Below are 14,364 nucleotides of genomic sequence, written 5' to 3' on the forward strand. Positions count from 1 at the left end.
CGAGCCAATGACGTGCGGGCGCGCGGATCGAGCCGGAATACACGGGCTCTCGTATGCCAGCCCGGCCGCGCGCCATCAATTTTCGCGGCGAGATTTCAGATCCGCAAACCGAACCTGATCCCGTCATAGATGGCGGCATGGATGTTGCGCGAGGCGACCGCGTCGCCGATGCGCAACAGCACGAAGCCGGCTTCGTGGTTGCGTGCCGGAAAAATGTCGCCGCCGCTGACCAGGCGTTCGTAGTCGACCGCGCCGCCATTCTTCGACAGCGGCCTCAAGGCCAGGTAGAGATCATCGAGCGGCGCGGTGCCGTGCTCGACCACCACCTGGTCGACCCGCCGTTCACCGCGCCAGCCGTCGGCGAAGTCCGAAGCGAGTTCGGCGACCAGTTGATTGCCCTCGCGCCGCACCGAGCGCAGGCGCGTGTTGATAGTGATGGTGGCGCCCTTTTCCTGGAACGCGCGCATGTACGGCACATGGTTCATGCCGCCCATTTCGGGCGCGAAAAAACGCTCGGGCGAAACCAGTTCCAGCCGTGCGCCGCTGTTGACGATCAGTTCGGCGGCACCCATGCCCTGATGGCCGCCATTGTCGTCATAGAGCAAGACATTCTCGGCCGGCTTGACGCTGCCGGCCATGATGTCCCAGCTCGAGGTGACGAGATTGTCGCCCGCCGCCAGCGGCGGGTTCTGCGGCAAGCCGCCGGTAGCGACAATGACCACATCGGGTGCCAGCGCCAGGACGTCGTCCTTCTCGGCCCAGGTATCGTAGCGGATCTCGACGCCGAGCCGATCAAGCTCTGCCAGCCGCCAGTCGATGATGCCGATCAATTCCTTTCGGCGCGGATTCTGGGTCGCCAGACGCACCTGGCCGCCGGCTTGGCTCGACGCTTCAAGCACCGTCACCCAATGGCCGCGCTCGGCTGCCACCCGCGCCGCCTCAAGTCCGCCGGCGCCGGCGCCGACGACAACGACCTTTTTCTTCGCCCCTTCGGTCTTGACGATGATGTGCGGAATATCGGCCTCGCGGCCGGTCGCCGCATTGTGGATGCACAGCGCCTCGCCGCCCTCATAGATACGGTCGAGACAATAGGTGGCGCCGACGCAGGGGCGGATCTCGTGCTCGCGGCCTTCCATCACCTTCCTGATGATGTGCGGGTCGGCGATGTGGGCGCGGGTCATGCCGACCATGTCGAGCTTGCCTGTCGCGATCGCATGGCGCGCGGTGGCGACATCGGAGATGCGTGCCGCATGGAAAGTCGGGAACTTTGTCGCCGCCCTCACCTCGCCGGCGAAATCGAGATGCGGCGAAGATCGCATGCCGGTCACCGGAATGACCTTGGTCAATGCCGCGTCGCTTTCGATCGAACCGCGGATGATGTTGAGGAAATCGACCTTGCCGGAGCCGGCCAGACGCCTGGCGATCTCGACGCCCTCCTCCTTCGACAGGCCTTTCTCGAAATCCTCGTCGGCGACCATGCGGATGCCGACGACGAATGTCTCGCCGACCGCCGCCCGCACGGCATCGAGCACCATGTTGGTGAAGCGCAGGCGGTTATCGAGCGAGCCGCCATACTCATCGTCGCGATGATTGGTGGCCGGCGACCAGAAGCCGTCCATCAGATGGCCGTATGACTCGAACTCGATACCGTCCAGGCCGGCCGCCTGGCAGCGCTGGGCGGCCGACGCATAGTCGGCAATGATGCGCTCGATGTCCCAGTCCTCGATGGTCTTGGGGAAAGCGCGGTGCGCCGGCTCGCGCACCGGCGAGGCCGACAGCACCGGCAGCCAGTCGGCCTTGTTCCAGCCGGTGCGGCGGCCGAGATGGGTGATCTGGATCATCACCTTGCAGTCATGCTCGTGGCAGGCGTCAGCAAGCTCGGCGAGCCACGGCACGATGCGGTCGTCATAGACATGCAGATTGCCGAAGGCTGCCGGACTGTCGCGCGAGACGATGGCCGAACCGGCGGTCATGGTCAGCGCCATGCCGCCTTTGGCCTTTTCGGCGTGATAAAGCCGGTAGCGCTGCTTCGGCATGCCGTCCTCGGAATAGGCCGGCTCATGGCTGGTCGACATCACCCGGTTCTTCAGCGTCAGATGCTTGAGCTGGTAGGGCTGGAGAAGCGGATCGTTGGTAGTCATCATCTTCCTGCCGTTTCAAATTGTGTCGGAGCAGCATGAGCTGCTCCATTTCTATTTAAGCGTCGAATTCGTCCGAAAACCGCTGCGCACTTTTCGATCCGATGCTAATGAGCGCCGCAAACCAAGAAGGCTTTGCTCATGATCGACACCAAAACCCTCACCCAGCTCGGCGCCCACGTCGAGACGCCACAGAGCCCCGAACAAGCGGTCCTGGAGACCGTGCCGTATACGCGCGGCGACGGGCCGCCGGCGATCGTGCGTTTCACCTGCCCGGAATTCACCTCGCTGTGCCCGGTCACCGGGCAGCCGGATTTCGCCCATATCGTCATCGACTACGCACCCGATGCGGCCCTGGTGGAATCGAAGTCGCTGAAGCTGTTCATGACCTCGTTCCGCAACCACGGCGCCTTCCATGAAGACTGCACGGTGATGATCGGCCGTCGCATCGTGGCGGCAACCAAGCCGCTGTGGCTGCGCATCGGCGGCTACTGGTTCCCGCGCGGCGGCATTCCGATCGACGTGTTCTGGCAGACCGGCGCGCCGCCCGAAGGCGCCTGGCTGCCGGACACCGGAGTGGCGCCTTATCGCGGGCGCGGCTAGCCCGCCCATCATTCGCACTGGTACTGGCTGAGCGCCCATTCGCCGGTCACCGACAACAGGTCCGATATCTTCCATTCGCCGCCGACCTTCTTGAATTTCCATTCAAGGCGATGCGGGTTACCGGCGACGACGAAGGCGACGATGACCTTGGCTTGGTCGCCATTGATCGCCTCAAGCGTCTTCAGGCTCTTGTCGATCTCGTCCTTGTCGTAGTCGGCATTGTCCAATGCCATGTTGGGGTCGAGGCATTCGCCCTGCCCGGATTTGCGCAGCGCATCGCTCTTGTCGAGCACGGTCTTCGCCGGATCGATGAAATGGCCGCGCTGCGACGGATCGACCTCCCGATTGACGTGATCGTAGAATGGCCGCACCACCGCTGTCGGCGATCCCGGCTGGATGGGCGCGGCCGGTTCGCTTGGGGGCCAGGCAACGGGTGGTGTTGCCGGCTCCGCTGCTCCGCCAGGCGCAGTTGCGGGCGGCGACCCGCTGTCGGCCGGCGCGGTGGCCTCCGGGGCATTTGCGGGCGGGGCGTTTGCCGGCGGGGTGCCAAGCAGCCCTTGTGCGGCAGCGCCAACTTGACCCACCGCCATCAGGCACATGGTCGACAGTGCCAGGAACGAGCGGCGGTCCATCACATCACTCCGGCGTTTGACCGGCCAGGCACTCCAACGCACTGAGCGTCCAGTCGCTGGTCTTCGAGGCGATGTCCGATATCTTCCACTTGCCGTCGATTTTCTTGAGCGACCAGACCATTTCGCGTTTGGCATCATCGCCTTCCGAAAACAGGCTGAATGACGCTGTGACCTCGGCATTGTCCCCATCGCGCTTCTCAGACAGTTTCAGCGTCTTGGCCACGGACTTCTGGTCGAAATCCTGCGCGTCGAGACCCGGATCGAAATCGATGCACGCGACCTGGTCCGGATTCTTTTTCGTCGCCTGATCGTTGAGATCGAACAGTTTCGTCACCGGCTCGGTGAAGCGATCCCGGTATTGCGTGTCGGCCTCGAACTTGACCTCCGGAACATAGAAGAACTTCACGGCGTCGGACGCCGGACCGGCCCAGGCTGCAGCGGGTAAGGCCGCGGCGGGCAAGGCGGTCGAAAGAGCGGCAAGGAGCACTGTCAGTTTCATGCAGAATCTCCGGCTTTTGATGGCTTGCGGCAATCAATACCACGCCTCCTGCATATCGGCTTTTTTGCGGTTCATGAAGTCCCTGGCGGTTTGCCCTGGGCGCCCGCCAGACGTCCTGGAAGTTTGCAAAAGCACTTCCGCGGTCAACTGCCGATGACACTGGCCAGCCATAATCGCCGCAAACGTCATGGGATCCTCAGCCTCCGAAAGTCGCGACAGGCGCGTTGAGACGGGAGCGCTCAGGCCTGACACCGAGCCCCGGTGTCTGCGGCACGCGTATATGGCCGTTTTCGATGACGACGGGGTCTACGGGGTCGGTATGCCATTCGATGTATTCCTGCGCGATCCAGGCGCCCTCGAAACGTCGTGGTTCGACGGTAGCCGCGAGGTGCACGCATGCCGCGGCGATGACGTCCCCGCCCCAGGCATCATCGCAGCTGTGCGGAAGAGATCGTATGGCACAGAGGTCGCGGACGGTGGCCATCTTGGTGAGGCCGCCAAGGCGGGTGACTTTCAACCCAAATCCGTCCGCGATCCCCGAAGAAATTGCCCGCAGGACGGCGTTCAAATCCTCGGTATTCTCATCGAGGTAGACTGGATGGGTAACGCGTCCCTTGAGGCTCGCGACCTCCTCCATGGTGTTGCAAGGCTGTTCGAACACAAACGGGATCGCCTGGCAAAGCCGGTCGATGTGCAGCGTCGCCGCGGCGGTGAGGCCACGATTGGCATCGACGGCTATCCGGGCCTTGAAGCCGACCGCCTCCCATACCTTGTGCACGGTGGCGACGTCCTGCTCGAGATCGCGCCCGCCTATCTTGATCTGAAGCCGTGGGTATCCGGCCTTGACCTTGTCGGCGGCGATACGCGCCGTCTCGTCCGGCGCGCCGACAATCGTGGAATAATAGGACGGCACACGATCGGTGAGCGCACCGCCCAGAAGCGTCGATACCGGAACGCCCAGCCGCTGGCCGGCGAGGTCGAGGAAAGCTATGTCCAAGGCCGCCTTGGCATAGTTGTGGCCATTCAGCCGCTCGTCCATTCTTTTCGCGAGACGGCGCAAGGACGTGGTGTCCTCGCCCACCAGGCCAGGTGCTATTTCGGCAATTGCCGCTCTCGCGCCCAGGGCGTGTTGGGGCTGATAGACAGGACCGACCGGGCAAGTCTCGCCCCAGCCCGACAGCCCGTCCTCGGTGGTCACTTCAACAAGCGTGCTGTCCAGATCCCGCACGGTGTCGCTAGCCATCCGGTAGGCATCGCCTTTGACGGGCAGATCCACCTGATAGACCTTGATCGTTTCGATACGCATGCCGACCTCAGCTCCCTTCGAGCCAAGCTATTCCGGCAATGTTGCCGTTCCAGTGCATGACGGGCCACTGCATGACGACGCTCTCGGTCACAAACTTGTCCCGGCTGCCGTGCTCAGACCCGCACATTGTGCTTGCGCTTCATGAAATCCTTGGCGGTCTCGACCGCCACCGCGGCATCGCGGCAATAGGCATCGGCGCCGACGGCCTTGCCGAATTCCTCGTTGAGCGGCGCGCCGCCAACCAGCACGACATAATCGTCGCGAATGCCCTTTTCCTTCATCGTGTCGATGACGACCTTCATGTAGGGCATGGTCGTGGTCAAAAGCGCCGACATGCCGATGATGTCGGGCTGGTGCTTTTCGATGGCATCGAGATATTTCTCGACCGCATTGTTGATGCCGAGGTCGATGACGTCGAAGCCGGCGCCCTCCATCATCATGCCGACCAGGTTCTTGCCGATGTCGTGGATGTCGCCCTTGACGGTGCCGATCACCATCTTGCCCTGCTTGGGCGCGCCGGTGGCGGCCAGCAGCGGCCGCAGGATGAACATGCCGGCCTTCATGGCATTGGCCGACAACAGCACTTCGGGAACGAACAGGATGCCGTCGCGAAAATCCTCGCCGACGATGCGCATGCCCTCGACCAGTGCCTCGGTCAGCACCTTGTAAGGCACCCAGCCGCGCTCGAGCAGGATCCGCGTGCCTTCCTCGATCTCTTCCTTCAGCCCGTCATAGAGATCGTCGTGCATCTGCTGCACCAACTCCTCGTCGGAAAGCTCGGAAAGGATGATCTCGTCGTCGGCCATTTTTTGCCTGCGTGAATTTGCATGTCAGTGATTTACGGGCCGCCGGCGCCTTTTGTGACAGGCGCCGGCAGCGTTTTCTTGCATGTCTCGGGAATTATATCAGGCGTCCAGCCAGACGTTCTGGAAGTCCATTTCGTAGGTCTGGTGCATGCCGTAGTTCTTCACCTTCTTGCTCATGTGGCAGTAGAGCTTCTGCCAGAACGGCTGGATGATGACGCCGGAATCCTGCAGGATCTGCTCGACGTCCTTCATCACCTCCTTGCGCTGGGCGGGATCGGCCAGCGACAGCGCCTGCTTGAGCTTGGCGTCGAAGTCCGGGTTGGAATAGGCCGTCTCATTCCAGGCCTCGCCGGTGCGGTATCCCAGCGCCAGCACCTGCACGCCGAGCGGGCGCATGTACCAGATCGTCATCGAATAGGGATATTTCGTCCAATCGTTCCAGAAGGTCGAGCCCGGCAGCACCGTACGCTTCACCTTGATGCCGGCATCGCGCAGCTGGCCGGCGATCGCGTCGCCGGTGTTCTTCTGCCATTCGTCCTCGACGGTGATCAGCTCGTGCTCGAAGTCGGCCTGCCCGGCATCCGCCATCAGCTTCTTGGCGCCCGCCGCATCCCGTGTCTTCTTTGGCAGCGGATAGTATTCGGGATGGATCGGGGCGACGTGGTGGTTCTCGCCGACGGTGCCGCGTCCGGCATAGCCGAGCTGCATGACGGCATTGTTGTCGACTGCCATCTGCAGCGCATTGCGCACCCGCTGATCGTCATAGGGCTTGTGGGTTACGTTGGTGCGGGCAACCAGCGTGGTCGCCGTCGCGACCTCCGATTTCACCAGATCCATCTTGTCGAGGGCGTCTATGAAGTCGGCCGGCGTTTCGAAATCGAGGTCGATCTCGCCGGAATCGAAGGCATTCAGCGTGGCGTTGAAGTCGGTGCCGTAGTCGATGAACTCGACACTGTCGAGCGGTGCTTCGCCACCCCACCATTTGCCGTTCTCGCGGCGCTTGACCACCGCTTTCTGGCCGACCGCGTAGGAGACCAGTTCGAAAGCCCCGGTGCCAATTGGCTTGGTGGTCGGGTCGGCGCCATCCTTGTCGAAGTCGCGATGCACGACCAGTGCGGGATAGTCGGTGAAGCCCGGTATGATCGCAATGTCGGGTTCGTTGAGCTTCAGCTTGACCGTGTGGTCATCGACCTTGGTGATGGCGCCATCCTTCGCCTTGCCGGTCTTTGTGTCGATCAGCGCACCGACGCGTGCCGCCATGGAATTGCCGGAAGCACCCTTCTCGCACCAGCGGTTCAGATTGGCGACCACGTCGTCGGCGTTGAAGGCATCGCCATTGTTCCAGGTCACGCCCTTGCGCAGATGCAGCGTGTATTCGGTGGCATCGTCATTGACGTCCCAGCTTTCGAGCAGGACCGGCTCGAACGTGAACTGGTGGGTGTAGCGGACAAGCGGCTCGAGCCAAGTCCGGGTGACGTTTGCCATTTCCGTCCAGTCATAGGTGCGCGGGTCCTTCTGCGCCTTGACCGACATCGCGACATGCAGCGTCCCACCCTTTTTCGGTTCTTCCGCCAGTGCTTTTGTCGGCGCGGCAAGGCCGATCATGCCATAGGCGAAAGCCGTCGTGGCGCCGAAGGCGCTGGCCAATGCCAGGAATTCGCGCCGGTCCATGCGACCCGCGCGCGCGTCCTCAGCCATCGCCTCGATGGCGGCGGGGACCCGGTCGCTATTGCTTCTGAAAAGTGTCATTTCTTTCTCCCATTGGTTTGGTCGGTTCTTTGCCCGTTCTCTCTCAACTAACGCTGTCCGGCAGCTTTTCCTCGCGCCGGGCGATAAAATCCGCGAGACCCTCGGCGACACCCTCATCGAGCTTCGGCTCTTCATAGTCGGCGAGCATGTTGCGCGCTTTTTCGCGGCCGCGGGTGTCGTGGTCCTTCGCCCCTTCGGCCTTCCACTGTTCGAACGAATTGAAGTCCATGATCGAGGGCATGAAGAAAGCGGACTCGAAATGTTCGAGCGTATGCTGGGTGCCGAGGAAATGGCCCTGCGGCCCCACTTCGCGGATTGCCGCCATCGCTTCCTTGAAGTCGTCGAACGGCAGCCCGCCGGCATATTTATACCAGCCGATGAGCTGTTCGCAGTCGGTGGCGAATTTCGAATAGCCGCAGGTCAGCCCCGCCTCCAGCCATCCGGCGGAATGCCAGATGTAGTTGGCGCCGGCGAGGATGGCGGCGTGCATCAGCATGTTCGCCTCGTAGCCGGCCTGGGCGTCGTTGAGCTTCGAGCCGACATGGAAGCCGGAGGTGCGCCAAGGCAGCCGGTATTTCCTGGCCAGCGCGCCCATCAGGTACATCATCTGGGCCGCCTCCGGCGTGCCGCCCATCGGCGCCCCGGTCTTCATGTCGACCGTGACCATGAACTGTCCGTAGATCTGCGGCGAACCCGGACGCAAGAGCTGCGTGAAGGCGACGCCGGCCAGCGCTTCCGCATTGACCTGCGCGACCGCACCGACCGCGGAGGCCGAGGTCGAGGCGCCGCACAGCGCGAAGGGCGCCAGGATCAGCGGCTGGTTGTGGCGCGCATAGACCTTCATGGCGTCAAGCATGGTGGCGTCCCACACCAGCGGCGAATTGCAGTTGGTGATCGACACCAGGACGGGATTGTCGCGGACGAACTCGTCGCCGAACACGATGCCCGCCATCGCCATCGTGTCCTCGGCACGTTCCTTCGAGGTGACGATGCCCATGAACGGCTTGTCGGAATGCTTCAGCGCCGAATGGATGATGTGGAGGTGACGCTTCGGCACCGCAATTTCCATCGGCTCGCAGATGACCGAGCTCGACGAGTGCAGCGCCGGCGCCATGTAGGCGAGCTTGTGGAAATTGTTGAGGTCGGCGAGCGAGCCGTAACGCCTGTTGTTGTCGAGGTCGCGCACATAGGGTGCGCCATACATCGGCACGAAGATGGAGTTCTTGCCGCCGACGCGCACGGTACGCTCGGGGTTGCGGGCATTGAGGGTAAACTCCGATGGGACCTTGGAGACCAGTTCCATCAAGAGCGCACGGTCGATACGGACGCGCGTCTCGGTGACATCGGCTCCGGCGGCCTTCCACAGGGCGATCGCCTCATCGTCGCGGAACTCGCAGCCCACCTCTTCGAGGATCGAGAGCGATTCCTGGTGGATCAACTCCACCGCCTCGTCAGGGACCATCTGATAGGCGGGGATCTCGCGCACCAGCGTCGGGAACGACGTGACCGGAGCGCCTCGCAGCGCCTTGCGCCCCAGGCGGCCGCCACTTCTGCGGTTGGCGTGTTCGGTCATGGCAACGGCCGGTGCATTCATGGCAACTCATCCTCCAACAGCCCCGTCAACTTAGCGAGGCGAGATATAGCTGTGATGCTGGAAAATCCTGATCTCTTGTATAAACTCTCCTTATGCGAAGCCTGCGCCATCTCCTGCCCTCCGCCGGCAGCCTGATCGTCTTCGAGGCGGCCGGCCGGCTGTCGAGCTTTACCGCCGCCGGTCGCGAGCTCGGCATGACGCAGGCGGCCGTCTCCTACGCCGTGCGCGGGCTTGAGGAACAGCTCGGCGCCAAGCTCTTCCAGCGCCGCCACCGCCAGGTTCTCCTGACGGAAGCCGGCGAGCGCTTCCACGCCGACGTCTCGCTCGGGCTGTCGCATATCCGCAAGTCGGCGGAGGATCTGCGCCTGCAGGCGACCGGCGGCCATGTGACGCTCGCCGCCTCGACCGCCTTCGGCTCGTTCTGGATGATGCCGCGCCTGCAGCAGTTCCGCGACGAACTGCCGGGCGTCGATCTGCGCATCCAGACCGCCGACCGCGACCTCGACATCATCGCCGAGGGCATCCCGCTGGGCGTGCGCGGCGGCGTGCCGCGCGACTGGCCGGATTATCATTCGCTATCGCTTGCCGACGAGGAGATCTTCCCGGTTGCGGGCCCCAATTATCTGGCGAAGTTTGGGCTGCCGGAGACCGTCGCTGAACTTGCCATGCACCGGCTCATCCATCTGGAGGAGCCCTACCGCGAGGCCCCGAACTGGGACGAATGGTTCGCGTCAGCCGGAACCAGCCTGCGCAATGCCGAGCGCGGATTGCGCATCAATGACTATGCCCTGGTGATTCAGGCGGTCATGGAGGGCCAAGGCATATCGCTCGGCTGGCGTCATCTCGTCGAGCGCCTCGTGGCATCTGGGCTGTTGGTGCCCGTGACGGATCATGTGCTGAGGACCGGCATCGGATTCCACGTCATCTGGCCGAAGAACCGCGAACTCAGCGACAATGCCCGCAAGGTCAGGGATTGGCTGGTCGCGCAGGCATAGTTCGTTTGCTCAGTTCGCCCTCGCCCGCGCGATACGAATCCGCCTATACTGTCGTCATGCCCATTCGCCAGCTTTCCGAAACGATGATCAACCAGATCGCCGCCGGCGAAGTCATCGAGCGTCCGGCAAGCGTGGTCAAGGAACTGGTCGAGAACGCGCTCGATGCCGGTGCGAGCAAGGTCGAGGTTGTCACCGCTGGCGGCGGGCTAAACCTGATCCGGGTCACCGATGACGGCTCCGGCATCCCCGAACATGAGCTTTCGCTGGCCATCGCGCGCCACTGCACCTCCAAGCTCGCCGAGGATATCCACGACATTCGCTCACTCGGTTTTCGCGGCGAGGCGCTGCCGTCGATCGGCTCGGTGTCGCGGCTGTCGATCCGCTCGCGCACAGCCTTGGGCGATAGCGCCGCCGAGATCGGCATCGAGGGCGGCCGCATCCTGCCCGTCAGGCCGGCGGCGGCCAATCGCGGCACCACGGTCGAGGTGCGCGACCTGTTCTTCGCGACACCGGCACGGCTGAAATTCATGAAGGGCGAGCGCGCCGAAGGCTCGGCCATCGGCGACGTGGTCAAGCGCATCGCCATCGCCTTTCCCGCCGTGCGGTTTACACTGGCCGGCTCCGACCGCTCGACGCTGGAATTGCCGGCAACCGACGAAAGTGCCGAAGGCAGCCTGCGCCGCGTCGCCCAGGTGATGGGCGCCGAGTTTCCCGACAATTCGATTCCCATCGACGCGATGCGCGAAGGCGTGCATCTGACGGGGCACGTTTCGATCCCCTCCTTCACCCGCGCCAACGCGCTGCAGCAATATGCCTATGTCAACGGCCGGCCGGTGCGCGACAAGCTGATCGCCGGCGCCATTCGCGGCGCCTTCGCCGACGTGCTGCCGCGCGACCGCCACGCGGTGACGGTGCTGTTCCTGACACTCGATCCGGGAACCGTCGACGTCAACGTCCATCCGGCCAAAGCCGATGTCCGCTTTCGCGATCCGGGCCTGGTGCGCGGGCTGATCGTCGGCGCCATTCGCCAGGCACTGGCCGATGCCGGCATCCGTTCAGCCACCACGGGAGCGGCCGGCATGATGGCGGCGTTCCGGCCGGGTGCCGCACCCTACGGTCATGGCGGCCCGGCCAACGGCCATCGAAGCTACGAAGCATCGTACCACGCCTCCGGCTCGGCCGGTTTCGATCCGGCGCGATCGTCGCAGCGGCCGCTCGATATGCAGTTCGACGGCGTGGGTTTCGAGCACCGCGGCTTGCGTGAGCCCGACCAGGCGGCGTTCGATGCCGGCCCGCTTGCCAGCGCCGATGCCCGCGCTGGACAGAGCGAGGCGGCCGAGACGCTGCTCGGCGCGGTGCTCGGTGCGGCACGCGCGCAGGTGCACGAGAACTACATCGTGGCGCAAACCCGCGATTCGCTGGTCATTGTCGACCAGCATGCCGCGCATGAGCGGCTGGTCTATGAAGCGCTTAAGAACGCGCTGCATTCGCGGCCGGTCCCCTCCCAAATGCTGCTTCTGCCTGAAATCATCGACCTGCCGGAAGAGGATGCCGAGCGGCTCGCCATGCATTCGGAAACGCTCGCCCGCTTCGGGCTCGGCATCGAGCGTTTCGGTCCGGGCGCCGTCGCGGTGCGCGAGACGCCGTCGATGCTGGGCGAGACCAATGTCGGCCAATTGGTGCGCGACCTCGCCGACGAGATCGCCGACAACGACACGGTCGAGACGCTGAAGGAGCGGCTGGACAAGATCGCGGCCACCATGGCCTGCCACGGATCGGTGCGCTCCGGCCGGCTGCTCAAGCCCGAGGAGATGAACGCGCTGCTGCGGCAGATGGAGGCGACGCCGGGCTCCGGAACCTGCAACCATGGGCGGCCGACCTATATCGAGCTCAAACTGGCTGATATCGAGCGGCTGTTCGGGCGGCGGTGAAGACTGCGGCCTGCGAGGTTCGCCGGCGCGCCCCCACCCCGCTGCTTCGCAGCGACCCTCCCCACGAGGGGGAGGGTGAAGGGCTGGGCTCCCCACCTCCCCCTTGTGGGGAGGTCGGACCGAAGGTCCGGGTGGGGGTCCGAAAAGAGCCGCTTAAGCGGCTCTTTTCGGACCAAGGAACAATCCCAACTCCCTGATTCACCGCTTCAAATTGACCACGATCACACCCCCGAGCGCCAGCGCGCCGCCGAGGATGCCGAGCAGGGTCGGTACTTCGCCGAGCCAGAAGAAGCCGATCAGGGCGGACACCGGCGAGACCAGATAGAGGAAATTCGAGGCACGCGCCGCAGGCAGGCGCGACAGGGCGGTCGCCCAGGCGGCATAAGCGATCAGGCTCGGCACGATGCCGAGATAGATGACGGCGCCGAGACCGGCCGTGTCGGCGACAGCTGCCTGCTGGAAAGCGGCAGGCAGGAAGGGCGCGAGGCAGAGCGCGCCGAGCACCATGTTGGAGGCCGAAATGGTCAACGGATGGTGGCGGGCGAACAGCGGCTTCTGGACGATGGTGTTGACGGCCGAGCACAGCGCTGAGCCCAGCACCAGCAGAGCACCGGCATTGAAGTGCAGGCCGTTGCCGTCGGCCATGGCAATGATGCCGATGCCGGCGAAGGAAATAACGGTGCCGAGCCACGCCATGCCGGAGAAGCGCTCGCCCAGAAGCGCCATCGCCATGATGGCGGTGAAGATCGGGCTGACATTGATGATGAAGCCGGCGGCACCGGCCGAGACGGTCAGTTCGCCGAAATTGAGCATGGCGGTGTAGAGCGCGACGAAGATGGCGCCGCCAAAGGCGAAGCGCCACAATTCGCCGATCCGGGGCAGCGCCGGGCGCTTGACGGCAAGGAAGATCGCCGCCGGCACCGCGGCGATGGCGAAGCGCATGGCGCCGAGTTCCAGCGGCTGAAAGGCAGCGAGGCCGGCGCGGATCGCCGGGAAGGCGGACGCCCAGCCGACCACTGTCAGGGCCACGGCGACGATGGCCGTCGTGTCCATGCGCTGTGTCTGATTCAACGTGCCCGTCATCGCACCCATCTCACTCTCCTCGCTTTCGTCTCGTCCTGAAAGGCAGAAAACGCCATTTTCGGCCCGTTGACAAACGACCAAATCGAGGATCACCTGTGACTATGGATCACAGCTCAGATACGATGGTGCCTCTCGAAACCCTGCGGGCCTTCGACGCGGCGGCGCGAACCGGCAGCTTTTCGGCGGCGGCCGAGAAACTCAACATCACCCACGGCGCGGTCAGCCGGCAGATCGCCAAGCTCGAGGATTGGCTGGGGCTGAAAGTGTTCGACCGGGGCGCCCGGGGCGTCTCGCTGACGATCGAAGGCAACCGGCTGCATCTGCGCACGTCGGAAGCTTTCGCGCTGATATCGAGCCATTCCGACCGCTGGGTAGAGCCGCGCGGCACGGCGGTCGTGCGGCTGACCTCGATCCCATCGGTGAGCGGGCTTTGGCTGATGCCGCGCATGGCGGCCCTGGAGAACAATCCCTCCAAGCTGCGCATCGTGCTCGATGTCGACGTCCGCCAGGCCGACCTTGCCGACGAGGGCATCGACCTGTCGATCCGCTGTGGCCGCGGCGGCATTCCGGGCCGTGTTTCGGTGCAGCTTTTCGAAGAGCATGTCTTCCCAGTCGCCTCACCGGAGTTGGCGCGCGAGATCGGCCGCGGTGACCCGGCCCGGCTGCTCAGATTTCCGCTGATCAACGATTCCGACGCCTCCGGCTGGCGTGCCTGGTTCGCGGCGCAAGGCATGGACTACCGGCCGCGCCCACAGGACCGCCGCTTCGAGGACTACAATCTGGTGCTCGACGCGGCCGCCTATGGGCTCGGCATCGCGCTGGCGCGGCCGCCGCTGAGCGGGCATCAGCTGACGTCGGGCCGCATCACCGCCGTCGATGAGCGCACAGCGCTCAATCCGGTGTCCTACTGGCTCGATCGGCCGATAGGACGGCCACGCACGGCCGCGGCCGATCTCGCCCGCCGCATCGCGCAGCAGGCCGGCTTGGCGGCGGAGAAGGTCGAGGCGTTCATAGAGGCCGAGCGATAG

The 14,364-nt window shown here is 64.2% G+C and carries 12 protein-coding genes; 4 read left to right on the top strand and 8 right to left on the bottom strand.

Annotation, left to right across the window (positions count from 1 at the left end):
- Nucleotides 1-95: 95 nt before the first annotated feature.
- Nucleotides 96-2,141 carry an NADH:flavin oxidoreductase gene (locus FJ978_RS08045; RefSeq protein WP_140571873.1) on the bottom strand — a complete coding sequence of 682 codons (2,046 nt, stop codon included), beginning with the start codon at nucleotides 2,139-2,141 and terminating at the stop codon, nucleotides 96-98.
- Between the two features lie 138 nt (nucleotides 2,142-2,279).
- Here FJ978_RS08045 and queF point away from each other — a divergent pair, with 138 nt between their 5' ends.
- Entirely contained in the window at nucleotides 2,280-2,741 is a 462-nt protein-coding gene (queF, locus tag FJ978_RS08050) for a preQ(1) synthase (protein WP_013896095.1), read from the top strand.
- Between the two features lie 8 nt (nucleotides 2,742-2,749).
- Here queF and FJ978_RS08055 read toward each other — a convergent pair whose 3' ends face one another.
- The 6 genes from FJ978_RS08055 to FJ978_RS08080 all read right to left on the bottom strand — a co-directional run bounded on the left by FJ978_RS08055 (nucleotide 2,750) and on the right by FJ978_RS08080 (nucleotide 9,327).
- Nucleotides 2,750-3,373: a hypothetical protein gene (locus FJ978_RS08055; RefSeq protein ID WP_140571553.1), complete on the bottom strand. Its 624-nt coding sequence runs from the start codon at nucleotides 3,371-3,373 to the stop codon at nucleotides 2,750-2,752.
- Between the two features lie 4 nt (nucleotides 3,374-3,377).
- Nucleotides 3,378-3,872 carry a DUF3828 domain-containing protein gene (locus tag FJ978_RS08060; RefSeq protein ID WP_140571555.1) on the bottom strand — a complete coding sequence of 165 codons (495 nt, stop codon included), beginning with the start codon at nucleotides 3,870-3,872 and terminating at the stop codon, nucleotides 3,378-3,380.
- 196 nt (nucleotides 3,873-4,068) lie between these two features.
- Nucleotides 4,069-5,178, bottom strand: coding sequence for a mandelate racemase/muconate lactonizing enzyme family protein (locus tag FJ978_RS08065; RefSeq protein ID WP_140571557.1), 1,110 nt, complete (start codon nucleotides 5,176-5,178; stop codon nucleotides 4,069-4,071).
- Between the two features lie 113 nt (nucleotides 5,179-5,291).
- On the bottom strand, nucleotides 5,292-5,984 hold the full coding sequence (locus tag FJ978_RS08070) for a B12-binding domain-containing protein (protein WP_140571559.1): 693 nt from the start codon (nucleotides 5,982-5,984) through the stop codon (nucleotides 5,292-5,294).
- Between the two features lie 99 nt (nucleotides 5,985-6,083).
- Nucleotides 6,084-7,733 carry an ABC transporter substrate-binding protein gene (locus FJ978_RS08075; protein ID WP_140571561.1) on the bottom strand — a complete coding sequence of 550 codons (1,650 nt, stop codon included), beginning with the start codon at nucleotides 7,731-7,733 and terminating at the stop codon, nucleotides 6,084-6,086.
- Between the two features lie 43 nt (nucleotides 7,734-7,776).
- Complete coding sequence (locus FJ978_RS08080) at nucleotides 7,777-9,327, bottom strand: trimethylamine methyltransferase family protein (protein WP_140571563.1); 1,551 nt, start codon at nucleotides 9,325-9,327, stop codon at nucleotides 7,777-7,779.
- A gap of 92 nt (nucleotides 9,328-9,419) precedes the next feature.
- Between FJ978_RS08080 and FJ978_RS08085 the strand changes: the two genes are divergently transcribed.
- The gene (locus FJ978_RS08085; protein WP_023766521.1) at nucleotides 9,420-10,322 is read left to right on the top strand and encodes a LysR substrate-binding domain-containing protein; all 903 of its coding nucleotides are present in this window, start codon (nucleotides 9,420-9,422) and stop codon (nucleotides 10,320-10,322) included.
- Between the two features lie 56 nt (nucleotides 10,323-10,378).
- Nucleotides 10,379-12,253 (top strand): DNA mismatch repair endonuclease MutL, encoded by a 1,875-nt coding sequence (mutL, locus tag FJ978_RS08090; protein ID WP_140571875.1) that lies wholly within the window; start codon nucleotides 10,379-10,381, stop codon nucleotides 12,251-12,253.
- Between the two features lie 198 nt (nucleotides 12,254-12,451).
- On the opposite strand, the gene FJ978_RS08095 is transcribed toward mutL, so the two are convergent.
- A complete protein-coding gene (locus tag FJ978_RS08095) occupies nucleotides 12,452-13,345 on the bottom strand; it encodes an EamA family transporter (protein WP_013896104.1) in 894 nt (297 codons plus the stop codon).
- Between the two features lie 92 nt (nucleotides 13,346-13,437).
- Here FJ978_RS08095 and FJ978_RS08100 point away from each other — a divergent pair, with 92 nt between their 5' ends.
- Nucleotides 13,438-14,364, top strand: a complete 927-nt coding sequence (locus FJ978_RS08100) for a LysR family transcriptional regulator (protein WP_140571565.1) — start codon at nucleotides 13,438-13,440, stop codon at nucleotides 14,362-14,364.

This window comes from Mesorhizobium sp. B1-1-7, from assembly GCF_006442705.1.
Lineage (GTDB): Bacteria > Pseudomonadota > Alphaproteobacteria > Rhizobiales > Rhizobiaceae > Mesorhizobium > Mesorhizobium opportunistum.

What these genes read in the sequence shown, in the direction of transcription:
- FJ978_RS08080 (WP_140571563.1), bottom strand. Translation starts at nt 9,327, where the DNA reads ATGAATGCACCGGCCGTTGCCATGACCGAACACGCCAACCGCAGAAGT.
- mutL (WP_140571875.1), top strand. Translation starts at nt 10,379, where the DNA reads ATGCCCATTCGCCAGCTTTCCGAAACGATGATCAACCAGATCGCCGCC.
- FJ978_RS08070 (WP_140571559.1), bottom strand. Translation starts at nt 5,984, where the DNA reads ATGGCCGACGACGAGATCATCCTTTCCGAGCTTTCCGACGAGGAGTTG.
- FJ978_RS08095 (WP_013896104.1), bottom strand. Translation starts at nt 13,345, where the DNA reads ATGGGTGCGATGACGGGCACGTTGAATCAGACACAGCGCATGGACACG.
- FJ978_RS08065 (WP_140571557.1), bottom strand. Translation starts at nt 5,178, where the DNA reads ATGCGTATCGAAACGATCAAGGTCTATCAGGTGGATCTGCCCGTCAAA.
- FJ978_RS08055 (WP_140571553.1), bottom strand. Translation starts at nt 3,373, where the DNA reads ATGGACCGCCGCTCGTTCCTGGCACTGTCGACCATGTGCCTGATGGCG.
- FJ978_RS08060 (WP_140571555.1), bottom strand. Translation starts at nt 3,872, where the DNA reads ATGAAACTGACAGTGCTCCTTGCCGCTCTTTCGACCGCCTTGCCCGCC.
- FJ978_RS08085 (WP_023766521.1), top strand. Translation starts at nt 9,420, where the DNA reads ATGCGAAGCCTGCGCCATCTCCTGCCCTCCGCCGGCAGCCTGATCGTC.
- FJ978_RS08045 (WP_140571873.1), bottom strand. Translation starts at nt 2,141, where the DNA reads ATGACTACCAACGATCCGCTTCTCCAGCCCTACCAGCTCAAGCATCTG.
- FJ978_RS08100 (WP_140571565.1), top strand. Translation starts at nt 13,438, where the DNA reads ATGGATCACAGCTCAGATACGATGGTGCCTCTCGAAACCCTGCGGGCC.
- queF (WP_013896095.1), top strand. Translation starts at nt 2,280, where the DNA reads ATGATCGACACCAAAACCCTCACCCAGCTCGGCGCCCACGTCGAGACG.
- FJ978_RS08075 (WP_140571561.1), bottom strand. Translation starts at nt 7,733, where the DNA reads ATGACACTTTTCAGAAGCAATAGCGACCGGGTCCCCGCCGCCATCGAG.